Origin of the sequence: Massilia sp., assembly GCF_046293535.1 — a bacterium.
In the GTDB taxonomy this organism is placed as follows: Bacteria; Pseudomonadota; Gammaproteobacteria; order Burkholderiales; family Burkholderiaceae_D; genus Telluria.
This window is the reverse complement of sequence record NZ_JBKBOV010000019.1, coordinates 56,580-81,477: the sequence shown is the minus strand read 5'-3', so window position 1 is coordinate 81,477 and position 24,898 is coordinate 56,580. Positions and strand designations below refer to the sequence as shown.

The following is a 24,898-nucleotide window of genomic DNA, read 5'->3' as shown; positions in this document are numbered from 1 at the left end:
CGGCGCTGCTGCCGGTGGTGCTGCCCGAGGTGCTGCCCGAGGTGCTGCCATTCGAGCCCAGCGCGCTGTTGCCGCCGGTCGAGCTGCCCAAGCTGCCGCTGCTGCCAGCTGCGCTCGAACCCTGCGAACCGCTCTGCTGGCTGCTGGAGCTGAGGCTGGAGCTGCCCAGGTTGCCCGAGCTCTGCGAGCCGCTTTGCATGCTGCCCGCGTTGCTGGTGCCGCCCACGGCGCCGCTGCTGCTGCCGGTAGCCGGCTTGGCGCTGCTTGGCGAGGCGTTGGTGCTGCCGAGGCTGCCCGACGAGCCGCTCTGGCTGCTGCCCGAAGCGCTGCTACCCTGGTTCAGGCCGGAAGTCTGGCTTTTACCAATGCTCGAACCTGCACCCTCGCGGCTTGCGTCGCTGCCTTTTCCCTCGGTAGATTTCTGATTATCCATGATGTATCCCTCGTAAAAATGTAGACCAACGCGATTAGACCGATACCGACTATCACCACATTCTTCCTCGATTCCGCCTCCAACGGCGCGAGGGACGACGATTGACTGCGCTATCTCAAGACAGAACTTTGTTTCTTGCTCCAGGCCCATTCTCATGAAGCGAGACCTGAAGCCGACGCAAAAGTTCCGCCGTTAGAGCAGACGTCCTCGTCGCTGCGTGAGCGGTCGCCTGTGGCGGTCCGAAAACGCGCGCAGTATCGGACACTGCGTCGCGATACAAAAAATACAACGGCCGCGCTTCCGGGACCGTGCGCTGACTAACAGAGCCGTGCCATCCATCACGACGATGCCCCGGCGGCTGTCCTGCCCAAGCGAATCCGCTTGCCTTCCATGGCATCAGTATCATACTATGAATGATAATCATTCTCATTTAAAGGAGAGCGCATGTGCGACAAACACGCTTCGCCGGCCACCGCGGGACCGCAGGGAGGATCGCGCCGCCGGCGCCTCTGGGAACTCAGCCAGGCCAGCCACTGCCCGCTGGTCGGCGTCGCCCTGCCGCTGCCCGCCCTGCGCAAACTGGTGGAACGGGTCACGGGCGGCCGCCTGCTGCACGACGACTACGACGTCCACGTCGGCGCGGTCGGCGAATGCGCCCTGCGTAATCCCCTGTCGGAGGCGCTGCAGAAGGAATTGGAGCGGCGCTACGCCGCCGACGTCGCGCGCTTCCGCGCGGCCCGGACCACCGAGGAAGTGGGCGCGCTATGGGCCCGGGCGGTCGATGCCGGCGACGTCCCGGGCGCGTTCTGGGCCGCCCTGACCCATGCGCGCTGCACGCCCGGACTGGAGCAGCAGATGTGCCGCGACATCCACATGGTCCAGCACCAGGCCGGCGCCTGCGTGCGGGCCGACATCGACAAGCACAAGGCCCTGCTCGCCGAGCACGCCCGCCTGCTGCGCGAGCTGGCCAGGGCGCAGGGCCGTTGCCAGGCGCTGGTGCAGGAAAAGACCGTCCAGGCCGAACGCTGCGAGCGGCAGCTGATGGCGGCCCGCGCCGCGCTGATCGCTAAGGATACCGACATCCACCAGCTGCGCGCCGAACTGGCGCAGCTGCAGGCCGAAGTGCCGGAGCTGGCGACGCGCAAGCGGCTCGCAAACCGCCTGGCGCAGATGGAAGAGCGCGAAGCGGCGCTGCGCGCCCAGGTGGCGGCATTGAAGGCGGCGCGCAGCACGGCCCCGGATGCGCCGGCAGCGGCGCGTGAAACGCCTGCGGACATGCCGGCCGTGCCGGTGGAAATTCCGGTGCGGCTGGTGAACCGCAGCGTGCTGTGCGTGGGCGGGCGCAGCGGCAGCGTGCCGGTCTACCGCAACGTCGTCGAGCGCGTCGGCGCGCAGTTCGCGCACCATGACGGCGGCCTGGAAGACAGCGCCGGCCAGCTCGACGCCAGCCTGGCGGCGGCCGACCTGGTGATCTGCCAGACCGGCTGCATCAGCCACCATGCCTACTGGCGCGTGAAGGATCACTGCAAGCGCACCGGCAAGCGCTGCATCTTCGTGGACAATCCCAGCGTGTCGAGCCTGGTGCGCGGGCTGCAGGAAGCGAGCCTCTGAGAGAGCGTCTCTGGAGGCGGCGATTCAATCGCGCCTGCACGCATGTCGCCCCGATCCGCCGGGAACACGGAAGACGCCAATGCAAAAAGGGCCACCCTGTTGGGTGGCCCTTTTCATGTCCTGGTGCCGCTGACCGGAATCGAACTGGTGACCTTCGCATTACGAATGCGCTGCTCTACCGACTGAGCTACAGCGGCTCTACGCGGGCAATCCCGACGAAGAGCCGTATTCTAGCAAACAACTCCTGAAACTTGCTAGTCCGGCTCGGCACTCAGGCAAAAATTAATAAAAATCACTCCGCATGATAGCGGGTGACCAGTTCCACCTCGCTCTTCGAGCCCAGGAAGACCGGCACGCGCTGGTGCAGCTTGGTCGGCTGGATCTCCATGATGCGTCCCTTGCCGTCGGTGGCCATGCCGCCGGCCTGTTCGACGATCATGGCCATCGGGTTGGCTTCGTACATCAGGCGCAGCTTGCCCGGCGAGGTCGGATCGCGCATGTCGGCCGGGTACATGAAGATGCCGCCGCGGTTCAGGATGCGGTGCACGTCGGCCACCATCGAGGCGATCCAGCGCATGTTGAAGTCCTTGCCGCGCGGGCCGGTGGCGCCTGCCAGCATCTCGTCCACGTAGCGCTGCACCGGCGGGTGCCAATGGCGCTTGTTGGACATGTTGATCGCGAATTCCTTGGTGGTTTCCGGGATCTGCATGTCGCTCTGGGTGAGCACCCAGGAGCCCATCTCGCGGTCCAGGGTGAAGCACTGCACGCCGTTGCCGGTGGTGAGCACCAGCATGGTTTGCGGGCCGTAGACGGCGTAGCCGGCGGCGACCTGCTGGGTGCCCGGCTGCAGGAAGTCCTGCTCGGTCGGGTCCTTCATGCCTTCCGGGGCTTTCAGCACCGAGAAGATGGTGCCGATCGAGACGTTGACGTCGATGTTGGAGGAGCCGTCGAGCGGATCGTACATCAGCAGGAATTCGCCCTTCGGGTAGCGGCTGGGAATCTGGCGGATGGTCTCCATTTCTTCGGATGCCATCGCCGCCAGGTGGCCGCCCCACTCGTTCGCCTCGAGCAGGATCTCGTTCGAGATCACGTCGAGCTTCTTCTGCACTTCGCCCTGGATGTTCTCGGTTTCGGCGCTGCCCAGCACTTCGCCGAGCGCACCCTTGCTGACCGAATAGCTGATGCGCTTGCAGGCGCGCGCCACGACCTCGATCAGGAGGCGCAGTTCGGCATTGATGTTCTGGTGGAGGCGCTGTTCCTCGACCAGGTACTGCGTGAGACTTACGCGTTTCATGGACTTCCTTTGGTTTGGTTTGGATTCTTTTAATTAGCGAGCGCCTTGGTCACGATCTCGCGCACGTCGTTCGACAGGCGCTGCTGCCCCGCCACCTGCTGCAGCGCCGTCTTCATGTGCTGCTGCAGTTCCGGCGTGTAGCGGCGCCAGCGGTCCATGGCGCGGGCCAGGCGCGCGGCGACCTGCGGGTTGAGCGCGTCGAGCAGGGTCACGTGCTCGGCCCAGAACAGGTAGCCGCTGCCGTTCGGCGCGTGGAACTCGACCGGGTTGTTCATGCAATAGGTCGCGACCAGGCTGCGCGCGCGGTTCGGGTTGCGCAGGTTGAAGGCCGGGTGGCGCATCAGCTCGCGCACCTTGGCGATGTCGGTGGTGGGCGCCGCGGCCTGCATCGCGAACCACTTGTCGACCACCAGCGCCTCGTCCTTGAATTCCTCGTAGAAGCGCGCCAGCTCGGCCTCGGCCTGCGGCGCTCGGGCATGGATCAGGGCGCCGAGTGCGGCGGCGCGGTCGGTCATGTTGTCGGCCTGCTGGCACTGGCGCAGCGCCAGCGCGATGCTGTCCTCGTCCGGCGCCGCGTTCAGGTAGGACAGCGCCAGGTTCTTGAGGGCGCGCTTGCCGGCCGATTGGGCATCCGGGCTGTAGGGGCCCGGGGTCTGGTTGGCCTCGTACTGGGCCAGCAGTTCGGCGCGCAGGCGGGCGCCGATATTGGCGCGCATGAACTGGCGCGCCATGTGCACGGCCAGCGGATCGACGGTATCGAGCTGCTCGGCGATCATGGTTTCGGTCGGCAGCAGCAGCGCCTGCTCGCGGAAGGCCGGGTCGAGCGACTCGTCGATCAGCATCCTTCGCATCGCGTCGATGAAGGTATCGTCCAGGCTCAGGCGGCTGGACACCGGCGCCTCGCCGGTGAGCTTGAGCAGGCGGCCCATCGCCAGGCGCTGTCCCGCCTCCCAGCGGTTGACCGGGTCGGAGTCGAAGCTGAACAGGTGCAGCAGGTCGCTGTCGCTGTAGCCGTGCTGCAGGATCACCGGCGCCGAGAAGCCGCGCAGGACCGAGGGCGTCGGTTGCTCCTTCACGCCCGTGAACACGAAGGTCTGCTGCGCTTGCGTCAGTTCGAGCACGGTGGTGGTGCCCAGCTCCTTGCCGTCCAGGACCAGGGGCATGTCCTTGCCCTCCGGGTCGAGCAGGCCGATGGCCACCGGGATGTGGAAGGGACGCTTCTCCGGCTGCCCCGGGGTCGGCGGACAGGACTGGAACAGCGTGATGCCGTAGGTCTGCGCGGCTTCGTCGTAGCGCGCCTCGAAACGCAGCACCGGGGTGCCGGCCTGGTCGTACCAGCGCTCGAACTGGCTCAGGTCGCGGCCGTTGGCGTCGGCCATGGCGCGGCGGAAGTCGTCGCAGGTGACGGCCTGCTCGTCGTGGCGTTCGAAATACAGGTCCATGCCCTTGCGGAAGCCTTCGACGCCCAGCAGGGTCTGGTACATGCGCACCACCTCCGCGCCTTTCTCGTACACGGTGACGGTGTAGAAGTTGTTGATCTCAACGAAGGAGTCGGGACGCACCGGGTGGGCCATCGGGCCGGCGTCTTCCGGGAACTGGGCCTGGCGCAGGGTGCGCACCTGATCGATGCGGGTGACGGCGCGGCCGCTCTCGGTGCCGATCATGTCGGCGGTGAATTCCTGGTCGCGGAACACCGTCAGGCCTTCCTTGAGCGAGAGCTGGAACCAATCGCGGCAGGTGACGCGGTTGCCGGTCCAGTTGTGGAAGTACTCGTGCGCCACCACCGCCTCGATGCCCTGGAAGTCGATGTCGGTGGCCACGCGCGGGTTGGCCAGCACGAACTTGGTGTTGAAGATGTTCAGGCCCTTGTTTTCCATCGCGCCCATGTTGAAGTCGCTAGTTGCGACGATCATGAAGCGGTCGAGGTCGAGTTCGAGTCCGTAGCGCTCCTCGTCCCAGCGGATGCTGTGCTTGAGCGACTGCATCGCGTAGTCGGTCTTGTCGAGGTTGCCCTCTTCCACCCACACCTGCAGCAGGGCGTCGCGGCCGTCCGCCAGGCGGAACGTCTCTTCCTGGCAGACCAGGCGCGCGGCGACCAGCGCGAACAGGTAGGACGGCTTCTTGAACGGGTCTTCCCACTTGGCATAGTGGCGGCCATCGCCCAGTTCGCCTTCTTCGAGCAGGTTGCCGTTGGAGAGCAGCACCGGATAGCGCTCCCTGTCGGCGCGCAGCATGACGGTGTACTTGGCCATCACGTCCGGGCGGTCCGGGAAATAGGTGATGCGGCGGAAGCCTTCGGCCTCGCACTGGGTGAAGAAATTGCCGTTCGAGGTGTACAGGCCGCTCAGGGTGGTGTTCTGCTCCGGTACGCACACGGTCTCGATCTCGAGGGTGGCCTCTTCCGGCGCGTTCGGGATGGTGAGCAGGTTGCCGTTGATGGCGTAGTCGCGGTCTTCCAGCTGGCGGCCGTTCAGGCGCAGCGCCACCAGTTCGATGTCTTCTCCGTAGAGCTCGATCTCGCGCTGGGCGCTGTCGGGGTTGCGGCGCACCGTCATGCGGTTGGCGACGACGGTACGGGCAGGGTCGAGGTCGAAGCCAAGCTCAACAGTTTCCACCAGGTAGCTCGGCGGGGTGTAGTCACTCCGGTAAATCGTCTGGGGCGTATCGGTGCGCATAGGAAGTCCGCAAAAGGCAAGGGTTGTGGATCGTACTGAAGTGCTTATTCTACCAACAAGATTTCGCCGCCCCCGCACCGTTTCCCGTGTGTCGAAATGTGCATGCCGTAACCGCATGTAAATTCATTGTCGGACTTGCCGAACAGAAGGTAATCTAGAGGGTAGGAAAAGTCCGTATTCACGAGGGAGAAAGCAATGAAACGCCTGATGATCGCTGCCGGAGCCGCGCTCACGATGCTGCTGACCGGGTGCGCCACCACGATCCGCAGCGATGTCACCACCTTCCACCAGTGGCCTGCGCAGATCGAGGACAAGAGCTACGTGTTCGAGGCGCCGCCGGCCGTGGACGACACGCTGGAATACCGCGCCTACCAGGACCTGGTGCGCGGCCAGCTGGCGCGCCTGGGTTTCCGCGATGCCGCGGGCGGCAAGCCGGCATTGGCGGTGTCGATGCGCTTTTCCACCACCGAAGTGCCGGTGCGCGTGGTCGAGCCGATCACGCCCTTCGCCCACCCGTTCGCCTCGCCGTTCTACCGCCCCTACTACCACCCGGCGCGGCGTTTCGGCCATCGCGGCCTGCACCGTCCCTACTGGGGCGGCTTCTACAGCAGCCCGTTCTACGATCCGTTCTGGAGCCCGGCCTACCAGGTCTCGATCGAGCACCGCTACCGCCGCGAACTGCAGGTCGGGATCAAGTCGGCCAGCGACGGCAAGCGCCTGTTCGACGTCACCGTGCACAACACCAGCCGCGAGCTGTCGACGCCGGCGCTGATGCCGGCAATGGTGCAGAGCGCCTTCGAAGGCTTCCCGGGGCCGTCGGGCGTGGCGCGCAGGGTGGAGCTGAAGCAGCAGAACTGATCCGCCAGCCGCAACGAGAAGGGGCCGCAAGGCGCTGATAATGTCATTCCGGCGAAGGCCGGAATCCAAGTTCTGCGTGCGCTATCGAAGCGCTTGCCTTGGGCTCCGGCCTTCGCCGGAGCGACGTTCTTTCTGCTAACTGAACGCCATTACCGCAAGACCCCTTTTTTTACGAGAAATACGCCTCCGAGCCGACCGTGATCGCCACGATCAGCACCAGCGCGAAGGCCAGCACGACCAGGAGCCGCCCGAATTTCGGCGACCCGCTCTCTTTCTTGTCCGCGTCCCTCATGGCAGCAGCACCGTCGAGCCGGTCGTGCGGCGCCCTTCCAGCGCCCGGTGGGCCTCGGCCGCGTCGCGCAGCGGGAAGCGCTGCTTGACCTCGATTCTCACCTTGCCGCTTTCCACCATCTCGAACAGCTCGGCCGCCATCGCTTCGAGTTCCGGACGGGTGCCGGCATAGGCGAACAGGGTCGGGCGCGTGATGTACAGCGAGCCGCGCGAGGCCAGTTCGCCCAAGGCGAAGGGCGGCACCGGCCCCGAGGCGTTGCCGAAGCTGACCATCAGGCCGCGCGGCTGCAGGCAGTCGAGCGAGCGGACGAAGGTGTCCTTGCCGACCGAGTCGTACACCACCGGTACTTTGGCGCCATTCGTGATCTCCAGCACGCGCTGCACCACGTCTTCAAGGTTGTAGTTGATGACGTGGGCCGCCCCGTGGGCGCGCGCCAGTTCCGCCTTTTCCTCCGAACCCACGGTGCCGATCAGGTTCACCCCGAGCGCCTTAGCCCACTGGCAGGCGATCAGCCCGACGCCGCCCGCCGCCGCGTGGAACAGGATGGTCTGCCCCGGCTGCAAGCGGTAGGTCTGGCGGAACAGGTACTGCACCGTCAGGCCCTGCAGCATCATGGCGGCGCCCGTTTCGAAGGAAATGGCATCCGGCAGGCGCACCAGCATGTCGGCCGGCATGACGCGCGCCTCGCTGTAGGCGCCGGCCGGGCCGCCGGCATAGGCGACGCGGTCGCCCGGCGCCACGTGGGTGACGCCCTCGCCCACCGCCTCGACCACGCCGGCGCCTTCCTGGCCCAGGCCGGACGGCAGCGCCGTCTTGTACAGGCCGGTGCGGTAATAGGTGTCGATGTAGTTCAGGCCGATCGCGTGGTGGCGCACGCGCGCCTCGCCCGGTCCAGGTTCGCCGACCTCGACGTCCAGGTACTCGAGCACTTCAGGACCGCCCGTGGCGGCGATACGGATGGCTTTGACCAGCATGGGATTCTCCAAGTGCGGCTCCCTAGGCGCGCGTGCGCATCAGCTGAGACAGCACCAGGCGCGCGGTCGAAACATTGGTGGCGCAGGCGATGTCGTGCACGTCGCAGGCGCGCACCAGGGCGTTGATGTCGGGTTCGTGCGGCTGCGGCGTCATCGGGTCGCGCAGGAAGATCACGCAATCGATCTCGCCCTGCACCAGCTGGGCGCCGATCTGCAGGTCGCCGCCGACCGGGCCGGAATGCTTGCGCTCGACCGTGAGCCCGAGCTCGTTGGCCAGGCGCCCGCCGGTGGTGCCGGTGGCCGAGAGCGTGCAGCCCTTGAGGAAGTCAAGGTACTCGCCCGCGAGGGCGATCATGTCGTCCTTCTTCTTGTCGTGTGCGATCAGTGCAATGCGTGGCTTGGTCATTGTCGTCATTTTTTCAGCGAGAGGGAATAGATCCCCGCGAGCACGAGCCCGGTGCCGGCCAGTTGCACGCCCGTCACCGGCTCGCCGAGGATCAGCGCGCCGAGGAACAGCGTCGATACCGGACCGATCATCCCGGCCTGCGAGGCGGTCGCGGCGCCGATGCGCTGGACCGCGGCCATGGTCATGAACACGGGGAAGATCGTACAGAATACCCCATTCACCAGCGAGAGCCAGTAAACCTCGGCCGGCTGCACCAGCATGCTCGCCGGGCGCAGCAGGAAGAACTGGGCGATGCAGGCCACGCTCGACACGCACATCGCGTAGGCCACCAGGCGCAGCGAGCCGATGCGCGTGACCATCTCGCCGGTGCCGAGCAGGTAGACGGCGTACGAGATGGCCGAGCCCAGCACCAGCAGCGAGCCGAGGAAGGTGCCGCCCCAGGTGCTGCCGGTCGCGCCCGCCAGGTCGTGCACGAACACCAGCACGATGCCGCAATAGGCCAGCCCCAGCGCCGCCCATTGGGTGCCCCTGACGCGCCGCTTGAAGATCATCACGTTCGCCAGCAGCACGAAGGTGGGCGTCAGGAACAGGATCAGGCGCTCGAGCCCGACCGAGATGTGCTGCAGGCCGAGGAAGTCGAGGTAGCTCGACAGGTAGTAGCCGAGCAGGCCCAGCACGACGATGCGCCAGCGGTCCTGCTTCGACAGCGGCGGCTGGGTTCGCATCTTCCAGAGCGCCACTGCAGCAAACACCGGAAGCGAGAACAGCATTCTGAAGGCGATCAAAGTGACTGCATCGATGTGGTAGCGATACAGCAGTTTGGCGACGATGGCTTTCGTGGAAAACAGGACGGCGCCGGCGACGGCGATCGACAGGCCGGCGACGAGGGCCGCGCGTGGTAAAGGAGCAGCAGGGTTGGCGGGGACGCTTTCGTTCATCCGACGATTGTACGAGCCTTCGGCGGCCTTCGCTGGAGGCGAGCCGGACGGCGCCCCAGAACGCGGCCGCTGCGGCGCTGTCGAACAGCGCACATCAACCATACCGAGGAGAGACCGAATGACGAACTCGTCAAACCATCGCACGGGGCGGCCCCGCGCGAACGCAAGATTCGTGCGCGCCACACCAACGCAGGCCCGGCGCGGGAGCCCCCAATGAGCCTGTCCGGCATCGATGAACGCCTCGGGCGCCCGGTCGCGCTGGCCCTGGCCTGGATGCTCCTGCTCGCCTGCGCCTGCCTTGCCCCGTTCGTCTTCCAGGGCGGGGCCATGCCCCTGTCCCTGGCCGGGGCTCCTTCCCCGCCGCCGCCGGCCCCGCTGCGCGCCACCGAGCTGATGCTGCTGTTCGCCATGTGGACCGGCCTGTGCATGGCCCTGATGCTGCCGGCCGCGGCGGGCGCGCTGTTCGTCTACCTGCGCATTGCGCGCCGCCGCGCCGGCGTGCGCTGGCCGCGCCTGGCGACCGCCCTGTTCGCGAGCGGCTGCCTGCTGGCCTGGACCGGCTTCGCGGCCCTGATCACCCTGCTGCACTGGGCGCTGCACGACGCCGGCTGGCTCGACGCCAGCCTGGGGGCGCCCCAGCCGGCCCTGGGCCTGGCGCTGGTCGCCGCCGGGGCCTGGCAATGGACGCCGGCCAAGCACGCCTGCCTGCAGCACTGCCGCGTGCCGCTGGCCGGGGTGCTGGTCGACTGGCGCGGCGGCGCGCTGGGCGCGCTGTGGCAGGGGGCCGAACACGGGCGCGTCTGCCTCGGCTGCTGCTGGCTGCTGGTCCTGCTGCTGCTGGGCGGCGGCCCGGGCAACCCGGCCCTGGTCGCGCTGGCGGGGCTGCTGGTGCTGGCCGAACTGCAGCTCGAGGACGGTCCCCTGGCCGGCGGCGTGGCCGGGGTGGCGATGGTGGCCGGCGGTACCTGGCTGTTGTTTCCATGACAGTTTGCTCAGGAACTTGGGCGATTTTGCAAGGGGGGCCTATGCTAAAATGTCGGCCACTCTTGCATACAGGAAGTCCGAAAACTGCCCATTCAAAGAGCAGCGGGTGTTCGGATTTCCCATACCGTCTAAGGAATTCTCGACATGGCTGGACACAGCAAATGGGCCAACATCAAGCATAAGAAAGCAGCCACCGATGCCAAGCGCGGCAAGATCTGGACGCGCCTGATCAAGGAAATCACCGTGGCCGCACGCATGGGCGGCAGCGACGTCAACTCGAACCCGCGCCTGCGCCTGGCAGTCGAAAAAGCGGCCGACGCCAATATGCCGAAGGATAACGTCACCCGCGCGATCCAGCGCGGCGCCGGCGAACTCGAAGGCGTGAACTACGAAGAGATCCGCTACGAAGGCTACGGCATCGGCGGCGCGGCGATCATCGTCGACTGCCTGACCGACAACCGCGTGCGTACCGTGGCCGAAGTGCGCCATGCCTTCAACAAGTACGGCGGCAACATGGGCACCGAGGGTTCGGTGGCCTTCATGTTCAAGCACGTCGGCCAGTTCCAGTTCGCGCCGGGCGTGGACGAGGACAAGCTGGTGGAAGCCGCGCTGGAAGCCGGCGCCGACGACGTGGTCGCCGACGACGAAGGCGGTTTCGAAGTGCTGTGCGACCCGTTCGCCTACGCCGGCGTGAAGGAAGCGCTGGAAAAGGCCGGCTTCAAGGCCGAAGTCTCGGAAGTCATCATGAAGCCGGACAACGAGACCGTGCTGACCGGCGAAGACGCCGTCAAGATGCAGAAGATCCTCGACGCGCTGGAAAACCTGGACGACGTCCAGGACGTCTACACCAACGCCGTCATCGAAGAGTAAGCAGCAGCCTGTAGGCTGTCGACAAGCGGCTGGTTCGCCAGCCGGAATCCCTGTAGCAACCAAGTAGGAACGCGCCCGTATGAAAATCCTCGTAGTCGGCTCTGGCGGCCGTGAACACGCCCTGTCCTGGAAACTGGCTCAATCGGAGCGCGTCCAGACCGTCTTCGTCGCCCCGGGCAACGGCGGCACCGCGCTCGACGACCGCCTGGTGAACATCGAGATCACCGATCCGGCGCTTCTCGCCGACTTCGTCGTGGCCGAAGGCGTCGCCCTGACCCTGGTGGGCCCGGAAGCGCCGCTGGCCGCCGGCATCGTCAACCTGTTCCGCTCGCGCGGCCTGAAGATCTTCGGGCCGACCAGGGAGGCGGCGCAACTGGAAAGCTCGAAGGACTTCGCCAAGGCCTTCATGCAGCGCCACGGCATCCCGACCGCGAAGTACCAGAGCTTCTCGGATGCGGCCGAGGCGCACGCCTACGTCGACGCCAACGGCGCACCGATCGTCATCAAGGCCGACGGCCTGGCGGCCGGCAAGGGCGTGGTGGTGGCGATGAGCCTGGAAGAGGCGCATGCCGCGGTCGACCACATGCTGTCCGACAACGCCTTCGGCGATGCCGGCGCGCGCATCGTGATCGAGGAATTCCTGGCCGGCGAGGAAGCCAGCTTCATCGTCATGTGCGACGGCAAGAACGTGCTGGCGCTGGCGACCAGCCAGGACCACAAGCGCCTGAAGGACGCCGACGAAGGCCCGAACACCGGCGGCATGGGCGCCTATTCCCCTGCCCCGATCGTGAGCCCGTCGATGCATGCGCGCGTGATGCGCGAGATCATCAACCCGACCATCCAGGGCATGGCCAAGGACGGCATCGTCTTTACCGGCTTCCTGTACGCCGGCCTGATGATCGATGCCGAAGGCAACCCGCGCACGCTGGAATTCAACTGCCGCATGGGCGACCCGGAAACCCAGCCGATCATGGCGCGCCTGAAGAGCGATTTCGCCACCGTGCTCGACCACGCCTGCAGCGGCACCCTGGATGCGGTCGAACTGGAATGGGACCGCCGCACCGCGGTGGGCGTCGTCATGGCCGCCGCGGGCTATCCGGACAGCCCGCGCAAGGGCGACGTCATCGACGGCGTTCCGGCCGAGACGCCGGAATGCGTCACCTTCCACGCGGGCACCCAGCTGGTCGGCGGAACGCTGCAGACCAGCGGCGGACGTGTGCTGTGCGTCGTGGGCCTGGGCGACAGCGTCAAGATGGCGCAGAAGCAGGCCTACGAGACGGTGGAGAAGATCCACTTCAACGGCGCGCAATACCGTCGCGACATCGGCTGGCGCGGCCTGAAATAAGTTATTTAGGTTTGCACAAGAAATTGGGTTCCCGCCGTCGCGGGAACGACGCTGTTGATGTTGTGCCGCCAACGCCAAAACCGTCGTTCCCGCGCAGGCGGGAATCCAGTTCCGTAGCACATCGCTAGCCCCACACTCACCACAAGAATCAGTACACCGCCCAGCGCAGGTGTACAATCTGCGCATTTTCGCCGCCGCCCCTGAACGCATGACCATCCCCGACCCGTCCGCCATCAAGACCTGGCTGCTCGACCTCCAGTCCCGTATCGTCGGCGCCCTGGAAGACATCGACGGCAAACCCTTCCTGGCCGATACCTGGGAGCGCCCGGAAGGCGGCGGCGGCATCTCGCGCCTGATCGAGGAAGGCAATGTGTTCGAGCGCGGCGGCTGTAACTTCTCGCACGTGACCGGCGCCAGCCTGCCGCCGTCGGCCATGGCCGCGCGACCGGAACTGGCGGGCCGGGCCTGGGAAGCGATGGGCGTGTCGCTGGTGCTGCACCCGCGCAACCCCTACGCCCCGACCGTGCACATGAACGTGCGCTTCTTCGAAGCCACGGCGGAAGGAAAAGACCCGGTCTGGTGGTTCGGCGGCGGCATGGACCTGACGCCCTACTACGGCAACGTGGACGATGCCCGCCACTTCCACCAGGTCTGCCACGATGCGCTGGCGCCCTACGGAGACGACCTGCACCCGCGCTTCAAGAAGTGGTGCGACGAGTACTTCTACCTGAAGCACCGCAAGGAGCCGCGCGGCGTGGGCGGCATCTTCTTCGACGACTTCAACGAGACCGGTTTCGACGATGCGTTCGAAATGGTGCGCAAGGTCGGCGACGGCTTCCTGGACGCCTACCTGCCGATCCTGCAGCGCCGCAAGGATACGCCCTACGGCGAGCGCGAACGCGACTTCCAGGCCTACCGCCGCGGACGCTACGTCGAGTTCAACCTCGTGTGGGACCGCGGCACCCTGTTCGGCCTGCAGTCGGGCGGGCGTACCGAGGCGATCCTGATGTCGATGCCGCCGATCGTGAAATGGCGCTACGACTGGCACCCTGAACCGGGCAGCCCGGAAGCGGCGCTGTACACCGACTTTCTCGTCCACCGCGACTGGCTGGAAGCGGGACCAGCTTCGTGAGCCAATGCATTGCCTTGCTGGGTGGCAGCTTCGACCCGGTGCACCACGGCCACGTCGCGCTGGCCGCGCTGTTTGCCGAACTGCTGCAACCCGAGCAGCTGCGCATCCTGCCTGCGCGGCCATGGCAGAAGAGCAGCCTGCAAGCCAGCGACGCCGAGCGCGTCGAGATGCTGGAACTGGCCTTCGGCGGCCAGTCCTTCGATGTCACGATCGACCTGCAGGAAATCGAACGCGGCAGCGCCACCTACACCGTCGAGACCCTGCGCGCTCTGCGTGCGGAACTGGGTAGCGCCGCCTCGCTCGTCTTCGTGATGGGCGCCGACCAGCTGCAAAAACTCGACACCTGGCGCGACTGGAAGGAATTGTTCACGCTGGCGAACCTGGGCGTGGCGGCACGTCCCGGCTACGCACTGGACCAGGACAAGCTGCCGCAGGCGGTGGCTGCTGAACTCGCGGGACGGCTGGCGACGCCCGCGGAAGTGCGCGCCACGCCGCACGGCAAGGTGTGCCTGGCCCACACCCTGGCGGTAGATATTTCCGCTACTCAAGTCCGAAACGCCTTGCATGGCGGCGCGGACCCTGGCACGGACCTAGGCGCGCTCGTTCCGCCGCAAGTGCTAGACTATATTCAACAACACAACTTATACAAAAGCTAATGGATATCAAGAAACTGCAAACGCTCGTCGTCGACGCCCTCGAAGACGTCAAGGGCCAGGAAATCGCCCTGTTCGACACGACGCACCTGACCAGCCTGTTCGACCGCATCGCGGTCGTCTCGGGCACCTCGAACCGCCAGACCAAGGCACTGGCTGCCTCGGTGCGCGACAAGGTCAAGGAAGCAGGCGGCGACGTGGTCGGCATGGAAGGCGAAGACACCGGCGAATGGGTGCTGGTCGACCTGGGCGACATGATCGTCCACATCATGCAGCCGGCGATCCGCCAGTATTACCGCCTGGAGGAAATCTGGGGCGAGAAGCCGGTCAAGCTGGGCGCAGCCAAGCGCAAGTCGACGCCGGAAGCGCTCGAAGCCGCCGAGCCGAAGACCAAGTCCAAGCACCTGGCCGCCAACAAGGACGAGCCGGAAGCCCAGCCGGTCAAGGAACGCAAGCCTGCCGCGCGCAAGGCTGCCGCCACCAAGACCACCGCCGCCGCCAAGAAGCCGGCCGCCAAGAAGGTTCCGACCGGCAAGACCGTGAAGGTCGCACCGAGCAAGAGCGAAGTCGCCGCCGTCGAAGCCACCAAGGCCAAGCCGCCGAAGCGTACCCCGAAGGCCGCTGCTCCTGCCGATGCAGAGCCGGTGAAGAAAGTGATCCGCCGCGTCAAGAAGGCCGCCGAGTAAGCGCAGTTCCTTCATCTTATGCAGCTGATCATTGCCGCGGTCGGGCACAAGATGCCGGCCTGGATCGAATCCGGGTTCGGCGAATACACGAAGCGCATGCCGCCCGAGCTGCGCATCGTGCTCAAGGAAATCAAGCCGGTCGAGCGCTCCGGCAGCAAGACCGCCGCCACGGCGATGGCGCTCGAGCGCGAGCGCATCGAGGCCGTGCTGCCGAAAGGCGCGCGCATCATCGCGCTGGACGAGCGCGGCAAGGACCTGACCAGCGTCGGGCTGTCGCAGATGCTGGAGAACTGGCAGCAGGACGGACGCGATACCGTCTTCCTGATCGGCGGCGCCGACGGACTCGACCCCGCACTGAAGGCGCGCGCCGAAGGCATGATCCGCATCTCCAGCATGACGCTGCCGCACGGCATCGTGCGCGTCATGCTGGCGGAACAGCTGTACCGTGCCTGGTCGATCACCCAGAACCACCCGTACCATCGCGTGTGAGAGCACCTGACAAATCCCCATGGCTGCGTTGCATCGTCTTGCCGTACTAGCGTACTGTCTGCGACGATGCGCCTTGCCCTGGGGCTTTGTCAGGCGCTCTGAACCTACAACTATCGCCGACCCATGAAACCCACCGACAAGAAAATCTACCTCGCCTCGAAGAGCCCGCGCAGGCGTGAACTGCTGCGCCAGGTCGGCGTGGAATTCGAACTGCTGATGCTGCGCAGCGACCCGGCCCGCGGCGTGGACGTCAGCGAAGACGTGCTGCCGGGCGAAGATCCGCATGCCTACGTGGCGCGGGTGGCCAAGGAAAAAGGCGCGTTCGCCTGGAACATCCTGCAGCAGCGCCGCCAGCCGCTGCGTCCCGTCCTCACCGCCGACACCACCGTCACCATCGACGGCGAGATCCTCGGCAAGCCGGCCGACAACAAGGAAGCCATCGCCATGCTCGAGCGCCTGTCCGGCCGCACCCACCAGGTGCTGACCTCGGTGGCGGTGCATTCCGAACGCATCACCGAGCAGGTTACGCAGGTGTCGAACGTGCGCTTCGCCACCCTCACCCCGGCCCAGATCCAGGCCTATTGCGCCACCCCGGAACCCTACGACAAGGCGGGCGGCTACGGCATTCAGGGCCTGGCCGCGCTGTTCGTCGAGCATATCGAGGGCAGCCATTCGGGGATCATGGGCCTGCCGATCTTCGAGACGGCCCGGCTTCTGCGCAAAGCCGGCTATCAAGTGTAGGGTGGACGACTTCGCCGTCCGCGCGTGCAACCGGTTCCAATGTCGTCGCGGCGCGTCAATTCATCGGTGATTTGAACGCGCGGACGGCATAGCCGTCCACCCTACGAAAACCTTCCGCCTGTCATCCGTGGACTCGGGCCACCGTGTATCATGTCGCTCTGAACAATACTGCGCGGCCGGCCATGAACGAAGACATTCTCATCAACATCACCCCGCAGGAAACGCGCGTGGCGCTGATCCTGCAGGGCGCTGTGCAGGAACTGCACATCGAGCGCACCCTCACGCGCGGGTTGGCGGGGAACGTCTATCTCGGCAAGGTCGTGCGCGTGCTGCCGGGCATGCAGTCGGCCTTCATCGACATCGGCCTGGAGCGCGCGGCCTTCCTGCACGTCGCAGATATCTGGGAAGCCCGCAACCATGAGGGTCCCAACGGCGCCCTGGCCGCGCCCACGCCCATCGAAAAGCTGCTGTTCGACGGCCAGGTGCTGACCGTGCAGGTCATCAAGGACCCGATCGGCACCAAGGGCGCGCGCCTGTCGACCCAGATCTCGATCGCCGGCCGCATGCTGGTCTACCTGCCGCAAGACCACCACATCGGCATCTCGCAGAAGATCGAGAAGGAAGCCGACCGCGAGCACCTGCGCACCCGCCTGTCGGGCCTGCTGCCGAAGGAAGAGAAAGGCGGCTACATCGTGCGTACCCAGGCCGAGGAAGCCTCGGACGCCGACCTGGCCGCAGACGTCGACTACCTGCGCAAGACCTGGGCCGCGGTCCAGCAGGGCGCGCGCACCCGGCCGCCGACTTCCCTGCTCTACCAGGACCTGAACCTGGCCCAGCGCGTGCTGCGCGACTTCGTGCACGAGGAGACCGCCACCATCCAGGTCGACTCGCGCGAGAACTACAATATGCTGGTCGAATTCGCGCAGGTCTACACCCCGAGCGTGCTGTCGCGCCTGACCCACTACACCGGCGAGCGCCCGCTGTTCGACCTGTACGGCGTCGAGGAGGAAATCCTGCGCGCGCTGGGCCGCCGCGTCGACCTCAAGAGCGGCGGCTACCTGATCGTCGACCAGACCGAGGCGATGACTACCATCGACGTCAACACCGGCGGCTATGTCGGCGGGCGCAACTTTGCCGACACCATCTTCAAGACCAACCTGGAAGCGGCCCACGCCATCGCGCGCCAGCTGCGCCTGCGCAACCTGGGCGGCATCATCATCCTCGACTTCATCGACATGGAGAACAACGAGCACCGCAACGCCGTGCTCGCGGAACTCAAGAAGACCCTGGCGCGCGACCGCACCAAGGTGTCGGTGAGCGGCTTTTCGGCCCTAGGACTGGTCGAGATGACGAGGAAGCGCACGCGCGAATCGCTGGCCCACATCCTGTGCGAACCCTGCCCGGCCTGCGCCGGCAAAGGGCAAGTGAAAACCTCGCGCACGATCTGCTACGAGATCCTGCGCGAACTGCTGCGCGAAGCCAAGCAGTTCAACCCGCGCGAGTTCCGCATCGTCGCCTCGCAGGAAGTGATCGATTTGTTCCTGGAAGAGGAATCGCAGCACCTGGCCATGCTGGGCGACTTCATCGGCAAGCGTATCTCGCTGCAGGTGGAGAAGGGTTATCACCAGGAACAGTACGACGTGATCCTGATGTAGGTGCCTGCTTGGTGGGACCCATTGCCTGACGAGTGTGCGCCGATACCATGCCGGCCGCTATAATCGGCTTGTTTTCTTTTTTACATCAGCTGTTTCTCCCGCTTCCAGCAAGAAGCCCGCTGCCATTCCCGCCCCATGGATCATTCCCTGCCCCCCAAATTACTTGCACTGAGAAGCATCGTCGAGGACCTCAGCGCGCGCGTAATTGCGCCGAACGCCGAGAAGGTCGACCGTGACTACGTATGGCCCGCGCATTCGATGGCAGCCATGGCAAAGGCCGGGCTGATGGGCTTGCAGGTACCGGAGCATCTCGGCGGACACGGGCAGGGCCTGCTGGCACTGACCGTCATCGCCGAGACGATCGGCAAGGCCTGCCCGTCTTCCGCGCTATGCTTCGGCATGCACTGCGTCGGCAGCGCCGTCATTGCGGCGAAAGCGACGGTCCACCAGCAGGAAAAATATCTGCGCGCCATCGCACGGGGCGAGCACATCACCACGCTGGCCTTGTCCGAGAGCGGCACGGGCGCGCATTTCTACCTGCCGGAAACGACCCTGACACTGGATGGGGAGCACTACCGGATCAATGGGAGCAAGCAATTCATCACGAACGGCGGCTTCGCCGATTCGTATGTGGTTTCCGCGGTAGCCGACGATGGCATGGCCCAGAAAGGCGACTTCAGCTGCGTCGTGGTCGACAAGGGCACGCGCGGCATGGAATGGCTGCAGCCCTGGCGTGGTTTCGGCATGCACGGCAATTCATCGCGCGGATTGCGGCTGCAGGATGCGCCCGTGCCCTGCTCCCAGCTTCTCGGGGAGGAAGGCGACCAGGTATGGTATGTGTTCGAGGTCGTCGCACCATTCTTCCTGATGGCGATGGCCGGCACCTATCTGGGAATCGCGCAGGCTGCGCTGGATGCGGCCGGGGAGCACCTGCGCTCACGAAAGTTCAGCCATTCCGGCGAAGCGCTGCGTGACATCGAGACCCTCCAGACACGCTATGCGGAGATGTGGATGAATGTCGAGAAGACCCGCAGCCTGGTGCACGAGGCCGCGCGCCGGGGCGACATGGGCGATCCCGAGGCGCTCCCGTTCATCCTCGCTTGCAAGGCCGACGCGGGGGATGCCGCCGTCAGGCTGGCAAACGACGCGATGACGATCTGTGGCGGCATGGCATACGGCGAAAACAGCCGCGTGAGCCAGATGCTGCGCGACGCGCGCGCCAGCCACGTCATGTCGCCGACCACGGACATCCTCAAGATCTGGACCGGACGGGCCTTGCTGGGCCTTCCGCTCCTGTGAACGCATTGTGAATCGTCCAATCCTGCTGGTGAGCGGCGACGCTTCTGCTGCGCACCTGGGCCAGCTGCGCAAGCGCATCCTCTCTGCCGGCTTTCATCTCGAATCGGTGGTTTCCGCGCAAGCGGTCGACCGGGTGCGCGAAAATGCCGGACTGGGCCAGGCACCGGACGTCATCCTGATCGATACTGCCGTGGGCCGCGTCGGCATGCTGGCGCGCATGCTGCGCGGGGTTTACCCTGCCGGACACCTGATATTCCTATGCAGTAACGAGCAAGTTTCCTCGCTGCGGACGGAACTGCAGCGAACGCCCATGATCGGGTCTTACTGGTCGATCGCTGCCGTCGACGACCCTGCATTGGACCGGGAAATCGCCGAGGCTGCGCACGGCACGCAACGGCGCCTGAAACTGCGCACCACCCTGGACAAGGCAAATACTCTGCTCCAGGCGCCTCGTCCAGCGGATGGCCTCGAGTACCGGCGCCTGCTGATGTCGCAACGCTATCTCGAGAGCTTCCTGTCCCAAAGCAGCGATGCCATCGTCGCACTCGATCATCGCGCCACCATCCTGTATTCCAACGCCAGCGCTGCAAGCTTGTTCGCCATGGAAGCAGCGGCCATGCCGGGACTGCACGGCTCGGCGCTTCCGTGCTGGACGCCGGTATTCGGACAAACCCTGGACCTGCTTGCCAGGGGCGAGCGATTCCGGACCGCGGAATTCGATTGCGACATCGGCGGACGCCCTCTTCCCATCGAAGTCGTGTTCTCGCGCGTTGCCGATGAGAGCGGAGCCTTCCTCGGAACCACACTCGTCATTCGGGATATTTCCGCCAGACGTATTGCACAAGACCAGCTCCTCGCCCATCAGATTGAGCTTGAGAAATTGGTCAACGAGCGTACCGAAGCGCTGCGCAGTACCGAAGTGGCGCTGCGCCAGTCGCAGAAACTGGAAGCGATCGGCAAGCTGACCGGCGGCGTGGCGCATGATTTCAATAATATTTTGCAAGTCATCGGAAGCAACCTCGAAATGCTGATGGCGGAAGCGCGCGACAACCCGGTCACGCTGGCAAGGCTGCAGAAGGCGATCGGCTCGGTCGACCGTGGCGCGAAGCTGTCGTCGCAGCTCCTGTCCTTCGCACGGCGCCAGCCATTGCAGCCGGTGCCGACGAACCTGGGCCGGATCGTACGCGACATGGACGACCTGCTCAGGCGTGCTCTGGGAGAATCGATCGAGGTCGAGACCATCGTCGGCGGCGGATTGTGGACAGCCATGGTCGACCGTAACCAGCTCGAGAACGTCATCCTGAACATGGCGATCAATGCACGCGATGCCATGCGGTCCGAAGGAAGCCTGACCATCGAGCTGGGCAATGCAATGCTCGACGACATCTATGTCGCCTCGCTTACCGACGTTCCGGCAGGACAATATGTCATGCTGGCCATATCGGACACCGGCTCGGGGATGTCCCCCGAAACGATGGAACGGGTATTCGAGCCTTTCTTCACGACAAAACCCGAAGGCGAGGGCACCGGACTTGGCCTGAGCATGGTATATGGTTTCGTCAAACAGAGTGGTGGTCATATCCGCATCTACAGTGAGCTCGGGCACGGGACGACATTCAAGATTTACCTGCCCCGGATCCATGCAAGCGAAGCGCTCATCGAAGATGTCCGTCGCATTCCCGCCAGCGGCGGGAGTGAAACGATCCTGGTTGTCGAAGACGACCTCGCGCTGCAGGGAACCGTGGTCGAGATGCTCAACGGACTCGGGTACAGGACGCTGAAAGCCAGTGACGGCGCAAGCGCCCTGACGGTTCTGAAAAGCGGAATCCACGTCGACCTGCTGTTCACCGATGTCGTCATGCCCGGCAACGTGAAAAGCCCCGACCTGGCGCGACAGGCAAAGGCGCTCCAACCTGGCATCGAGGTCTTGTTCACCTCGGGTTACACGCAAAACGCGATCGTTCACGGGGGACGGCTGGACCCGGGCGTCGAGCTCATCAGCAAACCCTACCGGCGCGACGACCTCGCACGCAAGATCGCACATTTGCTGGCGAATAAACGGCAAGCCCTCAATCTGCTGACGGCGCTGGACAAGCGGGGGTCCCAGCCCGAAGAAGCGCCCGCGGCCCAGCCCCGCCGTATCCTGGTGGTCGAAGACAATGCCGATGCGCTGGACATGCTCTGCGAGCTGCTTCGGATGCTCGGACAGGCTCCCCGGGGAGTCCTCAGTGGAGAGGAAGCCATGCGACTAGTGGGCGAACAGGAATTCGATGTTTTGCTGACCGACATCGGTTTGCCTGGCATGTCCGGCGTCGACCTGGCCATCCAGGCAAAGCATCGCCGGCCCACCCTCCAGATCGTATTTGCTTCAGGATATGGAGCAGTTGAAGATCTCGACTTCGAAGCAGCTTCCCTTCCGAAACCCTACGATCTGAAGGACCTGCAGCGCGTGCTCGGCATTGGCGGAAAACCCGCCTGAACCACGATGTCATCGCGGTGTCACAATCGCGCGTCCCGCTGGCTTGGCGCCGGTATGATGGGCTCGACAGAGCACTTCAAGGACATCCGATGCAAACCGAACTCAAGCTCAAGCTCGCAACAGCCGATGTGGCGCGCATGCGCGAACATCCGCTGCTGGCCAAGCTGGCGACCGCCGAACCGCGCGAGCACGACCTGATCGATACCTATTACGACACACCGGCCCTGGATTTCTGGCGCGTCGGCATGACGCTGCGCGTACGGCGCGACGGTGATGCCTGGACCCAGACAGTCAAGACCGTATCAAGCGGATCGACCATGCTGCGCGAGCGCGGCGAATGGGAGTCGCGCCTGGAGGGTGAACTTCCTGATCCGGCGGACGTCGCGCGTCAGGTCAAGCCGCAGCGCCTGCGCGCGATCCTGCTCGATTCCAGCATCACCGGACAGCTGCAGCCGATGTTCACCAACACGACCCACCGCGCCAGCTGGGACATCATCCTGCCCGGTGGCCAGCTGGTCGAATGCGCGCTCGACAGCGGCAGCATCGCCGCCAATGGCAATGGCCGCAGCGCGCAGATCGGCGAGCTGGAACTGGAGCTCAAGCGCGGCAACCCCACCCGCTTGTTCGAGCTGGCGCTCCAGCTGCACCAGGACATCCCACTGGAAGTAGCGAATGACAGCAAGGCCGCGCGCGGCTATGCCCTGCTGCAGGACGAAGCGCCGGCGCCGGTCAAGGCAAGGGCGGTGCGCCTCACGCGCAAGATGCGCATGGAAGACGCGCTGCAGTGCATCGGCCTGCATTGCCTGGCGCAGATCGAATCCAACGTTCCCGGCGTGCTGGTACGGAGCGCCGAGAGCCTGCACCAGATGCGTGTCGGCCTGCGTCGCCTGCGCGCCCTGCTCGGCATGTTCCGTGACCTCGCGCCGCTGCCGTTGGAACTGAAGGAAAGCCTCGACTGGCTCTCCGGCGAACTGGGCGCCACGCGCGACTGGGACGTGCTGGCCGACACTACCCTCCCCACGGTCGGCGGCATCGCTACCTACGCCCTGCAGGCGGCCGCGAAGGAACATGCCCGCAGCCTGCACAAGAACATGCTGCCCACCCTGCATTCGCCGCGCTATACCCAGCTGATGCTGGAAATGAACGGCTGGCTGCGCGGCCGCCAGTGGCGCGCTGGCGCCGGCTTGCCGCAGGACGACCCGCTGGCCCAGCCTGCCCTGGACGGCCTGGTGCCGCTCGTTCGCAAGGCGCAGAAACGCCTGCGCAAGCGCATCGGGGCGCTGGTTGAAACCGATGCGCCGTCCCGGCACCGGGTGCGCATCGCGGCCAAGAAGGCGCGTTATGCGGCCGAGTTCTTCCGCGACCTGCTGCCGAAGAAGGAGGTCAAAGCCTATATCAAGTGCCTCTCCAGCGTGCAGGACCGGCTCGGACACCTGAACGACCTGGCGGTGGCGAGCCGGCTGCTGCCGGAGCTCGAAAACCATGGACACGCGCACGACGGTGCTTATGCGCGCGGCTGGGTGGGCGGAAACGCGCAAGCCTCGGCCGAGGGCCTGCGCGCGGCGCTCGACAAGGTGGCGCGCATCAAGCTTGCGTAGGCGTGGCGCGCGCGGCTCATGGCGCTCGCGGTGTAGCATGGGTTCATGAAGCCACCTGCCCCCATCCGCATCGACGTCTGGAGCGATTACGTCTGCCCGTTCTGCTACCTCGAGCTGCCGCCGATCCAGCGCCTGCAGGAGCAGTATGCCGGCCAGGTCGAGGTGGCCTGGCGCGCTTTTGAATTGCGCCCCGAGCCGAAGCCGACACTCGACCCGGACGGCGAATACCTGCACACGACCTGGAACCGCTCCGTGTATCCGATGGCGGCCGAGCGCGGCATGCGGCTCAAGCTGCCGCCGGTGCAGCCGCGCAGCCGCCTGGCCTTCGAAGCCGTCGCCCACGCCCGCGAGCAGGGCCGCTTCGATGCCATGCACGAGGCGCTGTTCCGCGCCTTCTTCGAGGACGGACGCGACATCGGCGATCCCGCCGTGCTGGCCGACATCGGCGCCGAAAGCGGTGTCGACCGGCAGGGCCTGCTCGAGGCCCTCGAGAGCGGCCGCCATACCAGCGCGGTGCATGCCGACCAGCAGTTGGCCTACTCGCTCGGCGTGTCCGGCGTGCCGTTCATGGTGTTCCGGCAGGCGGGCGCCGGCTGGGAGCACGCTTTCGGCCTCAGCGGCGCGGTGCCCTACGAGACGATGGAATCCGCTCTCAGGCAGGCATTGGGCGAATCAGCGCGCTGACGGGAAGAACAGCTGCTCCCCTTGCGGCTTGAAGGCCGCGATCCTGGCCTGTCCCTCCTTCGAGGTGAGCCACTCGATCAGCTGCCTGGCGCCCCGGTAGTTCACGCCCTTGTGTTTGGCCGGATTGACCGCGATGATCCCGTAGGGGTTGAACATGCGCTTGTCGCCTTCGACCAGCACGGCCAGGCCGGTCTTGGCGCGGTAGGCCCCATAGGTGGCGCGGTCGGTCAGCGTATAGGCGCGCATCTCGGCCGCCATGTTCAGCACCTCGCCCATGCCCAGGCCCGCCGACACGTAATTGGCGCCCGCCGGCCTGGTGCCGGCCTGCTGCCAGTAGCCCTTCTCCATCACGTCGGTGCCGGAATTGTCGCCGCGCGAGATGAACCTGATGCCGCTCGCGGCGATCTTCCGGAAGGCCGCGATCACGTCCTTGCCGCCCTTGATGCCGGCCGGGTCGCCCGTCGGGCCGACCACGATGAAGTCGTTGTACATCACGTCGCGCCGGTCCACGCCCCAGCCCTCCGCCACGAACTTGTCTTCCAGCGTGCGCGCATGCACCAGGGTCACGTCGACGTCGCCGTTCTTGCCCAGTTCGAGCGCCTTGCCGGTGCCGACCGAGATCACGTGGACCTTGATGCCGGTTTTCGCCTCGAAGGCCGGCAGCAGCACCTTGAGCAGGCCGGAATTGTCGGTGCTGGTGGTGGTGGACAAGCGAATGGAATCTTGCGACTGTGCCTGCGCCAGCGGCGCGGCCAGGACGGCGCTCAACAGCAGGGTCGTGAACGTACGGCGTTGCATGGTG

At 65.6% G+C, this 24,898-nt stretch carries 22 protein-coding genes, 1 tRNA gene and 1 pseudogene; 15 read left to right on the top strand and 9 right to left on the bottom strand.

What is annotated here, in order from left to right:
• A pseudogene (locus ACK4S9_RS12270) lies at window positions 1-433 on the bottom strand (hypothetical protein); the annotation flags it as partial.
• A 444-nt stretch (window positions 434-877) separates the two neighbouring features.
• Between ACK4S9_RS12270 and ACK4S9_RS12265 the strand changes: the two are divergent.
• Window positions 878-2,044 (top strand): DUF2325 domain-containing protein, encoded by a 1,167-nt coding sequence (locus tag ACK4S9_RS12265; protein WP_409725937.1) that lies wholly within the window; start codon window positions 878-880, stop codon window positions 2,042-2,044.
• A gap of 121 nt (window positions 2,045-2,165) precedes the next feature.
• Here the strand turns inward: ACK4S9_RS12265 and ACK4S9_RS12260 are convergent.
• From ACK4S9_RS12260 to pepN, 3 genes are all read right to left on the bottom strand, one after another.
• Window positions 2,166-2,241, bottom strand: a tRNA-Thr gene (locus ACK4S9_RS12260).
• 95 nt (window positions 2,242-2,336) lie between these two features.
• Window positions 2,337-3,338, bottom strand: a complete 1,002-nt coding sequence (locus ACK4S9_RS12255; RefSeq protein ID WP_409725935.1) for a class 1 fructose-bisphosphatase — start codon at window positions 3,336-3,338, stop codon at window positions 2,337-2,339.
• Between the two features lie 29 nt (window positions 3,339-3,367).
• On the bottom strand, window positions 3,368-6,013 hold the full coding sequence (gene pepN, locus ACK4S9_RS12250) for an aminopeptidase N (protein ID WP_409725933.1): 2,646 nt from the start codon (window positions 6,011-6,013) through the stop codon (window positions 3,368-3,370).
• Window positions 6,014-6,208: 195 nt separating this feature from the next.
• Here pepN and ACK4S9_RS12245 point away from each other — a divergent pair, with 195 nt between their 5' ends.
• A complete protein-coding gene (locus ACK4S9_RS12245) occupies window positions 6,209-6,871 on the top strand; it encodes a DUF4136 domain-containing protein (protein ID WP_409725931.1) in 663 nt (220 codons plus the stop codon).
• Window positions 6,872-7,040: 169 nt separating this feature from the next.
• On the opposite strand, the gene ACK4S9_RS12240 is transcribed toward ACK4S9_RS12245, so the two are convergent.
• Genes ACK4S9_RS12240 through ACK4S9_RS12225 form a run of 4 tightly spaced genes read right to left on the bottom strand, consistent with a single transcriptional unit; the run spans window position 7,041 to window position 9,481 of the window.
• Complete coding sequence (locus ACK4S9_RS12240) at window positions 7,041-7,163, bottom strand: hypothetical protein (protein ID WP_409725929.1); 123 nt, start codon at window positions 7,161-7,163, stop codon at window positions 7,041-7,043.
• Window positions 7,160-8,134 carry a quinone oxidoreductase family protein gene (locus ACK4S9_RS12235; protein WP_409725939.1) on the bottom strand — a complete coding sequence of 325 codons (975 nt, stop codon included), beginning with the start codon at window positions 8,132-8,134 and terminating at the stop codon, window positions 7,160-7,162. The genes ACK4S9_RS12240 and ACK4S9_RS12235 overlap by 4 nt, the downstream gene beginning before the upstream one ends.
• A gap of 25 nt (window positions 8,135-8,159) precedes the next feature.
• Window positions 8,160-8,552, bottom strand: a complete 393-nt coding sequence (locus ACK4S9_RS12230; RefSeq protein WP_409725927.1) for a methylglyoxal synthase — start codon at window positions 8,550-8,552, stop codon at window positions 8,160-8,162.
• Window positions 8,549-9,481: a DMT family transporter gene (locus ACK4S9_RS12225; protein ID WP_409725925.1), complete on the bottom strand. Its 933-nt coding sequence runs from the start codon at window positions 9,479-9,481 to the stop codon at window positions 8,549-8,551. Before ACK4S9_RS12225 ends, ACK4S9_RS12230 begins: the two co-directional genes overlap by 4 nt.
• A gap of 213 nt (window positions 9,482-9,694) precedes the next feature.
• Here ACK4S9_RS12225 and ACK4S9_RS12220 point away from each other — a divergent pair, with 213 nt between their 5' ends.
• From ACK4S9_RS12220 to ACK4S9_RS12160, 13 genes are all read left to right on the top strand, one after another.
• Window positions 9,695-10,465, top strand: coding sequence for a DUF2182 domain-containing protein (locus tag ACK4S9_RS12220; protein WP_409725923.1), 771 nt, complete (start codon window positions 9,695-9,697; stop codon window positions 10,463-10,465).
• Window positions 10,466-10,609: 144 nt separating this feature from the next.
• On the top strand, window positions 10,610-11,335 hold the full coding sequence (locus ACK4S9_RS12215; RefSeq protein WP_409725921.1) for a YebC/PmpR family DNA-binding transcriptional regulator: 726 nt from the start codon (window positions 10,610-10,612) through the stop codon (window positions 11,333-11,335).
• 79 nt (window positions 11,336-11,414) lie between these two features.
• On the top strand, window positions 11,415-12,680 hold the full coding sequence (gene purD / locus ACK4S9_RS12210; RefSeq protein WP_409725919.1) for a phosphoribosylamine--glycine ligase: 1,266 nt from the start codon (window positions 11,415-11,417) through the stop codon (window positions 12,678-12,680).
• A gap of 208 nt (window positions 12,681-12,888) precedes the next feature.
• Complete coding sequence (gene hemF, locus ACK4S9_RS12205) at window positions 12,889-13,812, top strand: oxygen-dependent coproporphyrinogen oxidase (protein ID WP_409725917.1); 924 nt, start codon at window positions 12,889-12,891, stop codon at window positions 13,810-13,812.
• Window positions 13,809-14,468 carry a nicotinate (nicotinamide) nucleotide adenylyltransferase gene (gene nadD, locus ACK4S9_RS12200; RefSeq protein WP_409725915.1) on the top strand — a complete coding sequence of 220 codons (660 nt, stop codon included), beginning with the start codon at window positions 13,809-13,811 and terminating at the stop codon, window positions 14,466-14,468. Before hemF ends, nadD begins: the two co-directional genes overlap by 4 nt.
• Entirely contained in the window at window positions 14,468-15,151 is a 684-nt protein-coding gene (gene rsfS, locus ACK4S9_RS12195; RefSeq protein WP_409725913.1) for a ribosome silencing factor, read from the top strand. The genes nadD and rsfS overlap by 1 nt, the downstream gene beginning before the upstream one ends.
• A gap of 18 nt (window positions 15,152-15,169) precedes the next feature.
• Window positions 15,170-15,640, top strand: a complete 471-nt coding sequence (gene rlmH / locus ACK4S9_RS12190) for a 23S rRNA (pseudouridine(1915)-N(3))-methyltransferase RlmH (protein WP_409725911.1) — start codon at window positions 15,170-15,172, stop codon at window positions 15,638-15,640.
• 123 nt (window positions 15,641-15,763) lie between these two features.
• Complete coding sequence (locus tag ACK4S9_RS12185; RefSeq protein WP_409725909.1) at window positions 15,764-16,381, top strand: Maf family protein; 618 nt, start codon at window positions 15,764-15,766, stop codon at window positions 16,379-16,381.
• A 182-nt stretch (window positions 16,382-16,563) separates the two neighbouring features.
• Window positions 16,564-18,036, top strand: a complete 1,473-nt coding sequence (gene rng, locus ACK4S9_RS12180; protein WP_409725907.1) for a ribonuclease G — start codon at window positions 16,564-16,566, stop codon at window positions 18,034-18,036.
• A gap of 135 nt (window positions 18,037-18,171) precedes the next feature.
• On the top strand, window positions 18,172-19,335 hold the full coding sequence (locus ACK4S9_RS12175) for an acyl-CoA dehydrogenase family protein (protein WP_409725905.1): 1,164 nt from the start codon (window positions 18,172-18,174) through the stop codon (window positions 19,333-19,335).
• A 7-nt stretch (window positions 19,336-19,342) separates the two neighbouring features.
• A complete protein-coding gene (locus ACK4S9_RS12170; protein WP_409725903.1) occupies window positions 19,343-21,814 on the top strand; it encodes a response regulator in 2,472 nt (823 codons plus the stop codon).
• Between the two features lie 89 nt (window positions 21,815-21,903).
• On the top strand, window positions 21,904-23,412 hold the full coding sequence (locus ACK4S9_RS12165) for a CHAD domain-containing protein (protein ID WP_409725901.1): 1,509 nt from the start codon (window positions 21,904-21,906) through the stop codon (window positions 23,410-23,412).
• A 45-nt stretch (window positions 23,413-23,457) separates the two neighbouring features.
• A complete protein-coding gene (locus ACK4S9_RS12160) occupies window positions 23,458-24,096 on the top strand; it encodes a DsbA family protein (RefSeq protein ID WP_409725899.1) in 639 nt (212 codons plus the stop codon).
• Here ACK4S9_RS12160 and ACK4S9_RS12155 read toward each other — a convergent pair.
• Window positions 24,085-24,894 carry an extracellular solute-binding protein gene (locus ACK4S9_RS12155; protein WP_409725897.1) on the bottom strand — a complete coding sequence of 270 codons (810 nt, stop codon included), beginning with the start codon at window positions 24,892-24,894 and terminating at the stop codon, window positions 24,085-24,087. The genes ACK4S9_RS12160 and ACK4S9_RS12155 overlap by 12 nt on opposite strands.
• Window positions 24,895-24,898 lie beyond the last annotated feature (4 nt).

Bases quoted from the DNA above. Each gene is read 5' to 3' on its own strand.
- ACK4S9_RS12265 (WP_409725937.1), top strand. From the start codon at position 878: ATGTGCGACAAACACGCTTCGCCGGCCACCGCGGGACCGCAGGGAGGA.
- ACK4S9_RS12255 (WP_409725935.1), bottom strand. From the start codon at position 3,338: ATGAAACGCGTAAGTCTCACGCAGTACCTGGTCGAGGAACAGCGCCTC.
- pepN (WP_409725933.1), bottom strand. From the start codon at position 6,013: ATGCGCACCGATACGCCCCAGACGATTTACCGGAGTGACTACACCCCG.
- ACK4S9_RS12245 (WP_409725931.1), top strand. From the start codon at position 6,209: ATGAAACGCCTGATGATCGCTGCCGGAGCCGCGCTCACGATGCTGCTG.
- ACK4S9_RS12240 (WP_409725929.1), bottom strand. From the start codon at position 7,163: ATGAGGGACGCGGACAAGAAAGAGAGCGGGTCGCCGAAATTCGGGCGG.
- ACK4S9_RS12230 (WP_409725927.1), bottom strand. From the start codon at position 8,552: ATGACGACAATGACCAAGCCACGCATTGCACTGATCGCACACGACAAG.
- ACK4S9_RS12225 (WP_409725925.1), bottom strand. From the start codon at position 9,481: ATGAACGAAAGCGTCCCCGCCAACCCTGCTGCTCCTTTACCACGCGCG.
- ACK4S9_RS12220 (WP_409725923.1), top strand. From the start codon at position 9,695: ATGAGCCTGTCCGGCATCGATGAACGCCTCGGGCGCCCGGTCGCGCTG.
- ACK4S9_RS12215 (WP_409725921.1), top strand. From the start codon at position 10,610: ATGGCTGGACACAGCAAATGGGCCAACATCAAGCATAAGAAAGCAGCC.
- purD (WP_409725919.1), top strand. From the start codon at position 11,415: ATGAAAATCCTCGTAGTCGGCTCTGGCGGCCGTGAACACGCCCTGTCC.
- hemF (WP_409725917.1), top strand. From the start codon at position 12,889: ATGACCATCCCCGACCCGTCCGCCATCAAGACCTGGCTGCTCGACCTC.
- rsfS (WP_409725913.1), top strand. From the start codon at position 14,468: ATGGATATCAAGAAACTGCAAACGCTCGTCGTCGACGCCCTCGAAGAC.
- rlmH (WP_409725911.1), top strand. From the start codon at position 15,170: ATGCAGCTGATCATTGCCGCGGTCGGGCACAAGATGCCGGCCTGGATC.
- ACK4S9_RS12185 (WP_409725909.1), top strand. From the start codon at position 15,764: ATGAAACCCACCGACAAGAAAATCTACCTCGCCTCGAAGAGCCCGCGC.
- rng (WP_409725907.1), top strand. From the start codon at position 16,564: ATGAACGAAGACATTCTCATCAACATCACCCCGCAGGAAACGCGCGTG.
- ACK4S9_RS12175 (WP_409725905.1), top strand. From the start codon at position 18,172: ATGGATCATTCCCTGCCCCCCAAATTACTTGCACTGAGAAGCATCGTC.
- ACK4S9_RS12165 (WP_409725901.1), top strand. From the start codon at position 21,904: ATGCAAACCGAACTCAAGCTCAAGCTCGCAACAGCCGATGTGGCGCGC.
- ACK4S9_RS12160 (WP_409725899.1), top strand. From the start codon at position 23,458: ATGAAGCCACCTGCCCCCATCCGCATCGACGTCTGGAGCGATTACGTC.
- ACK4S9_RS12155 (WP_409725897.1), bottom strand. From the start codon at position 24,894: ATGCAACGCCGTACGTTCACGACCCTGCTGTTGAGCGCCGTCCTGGCC.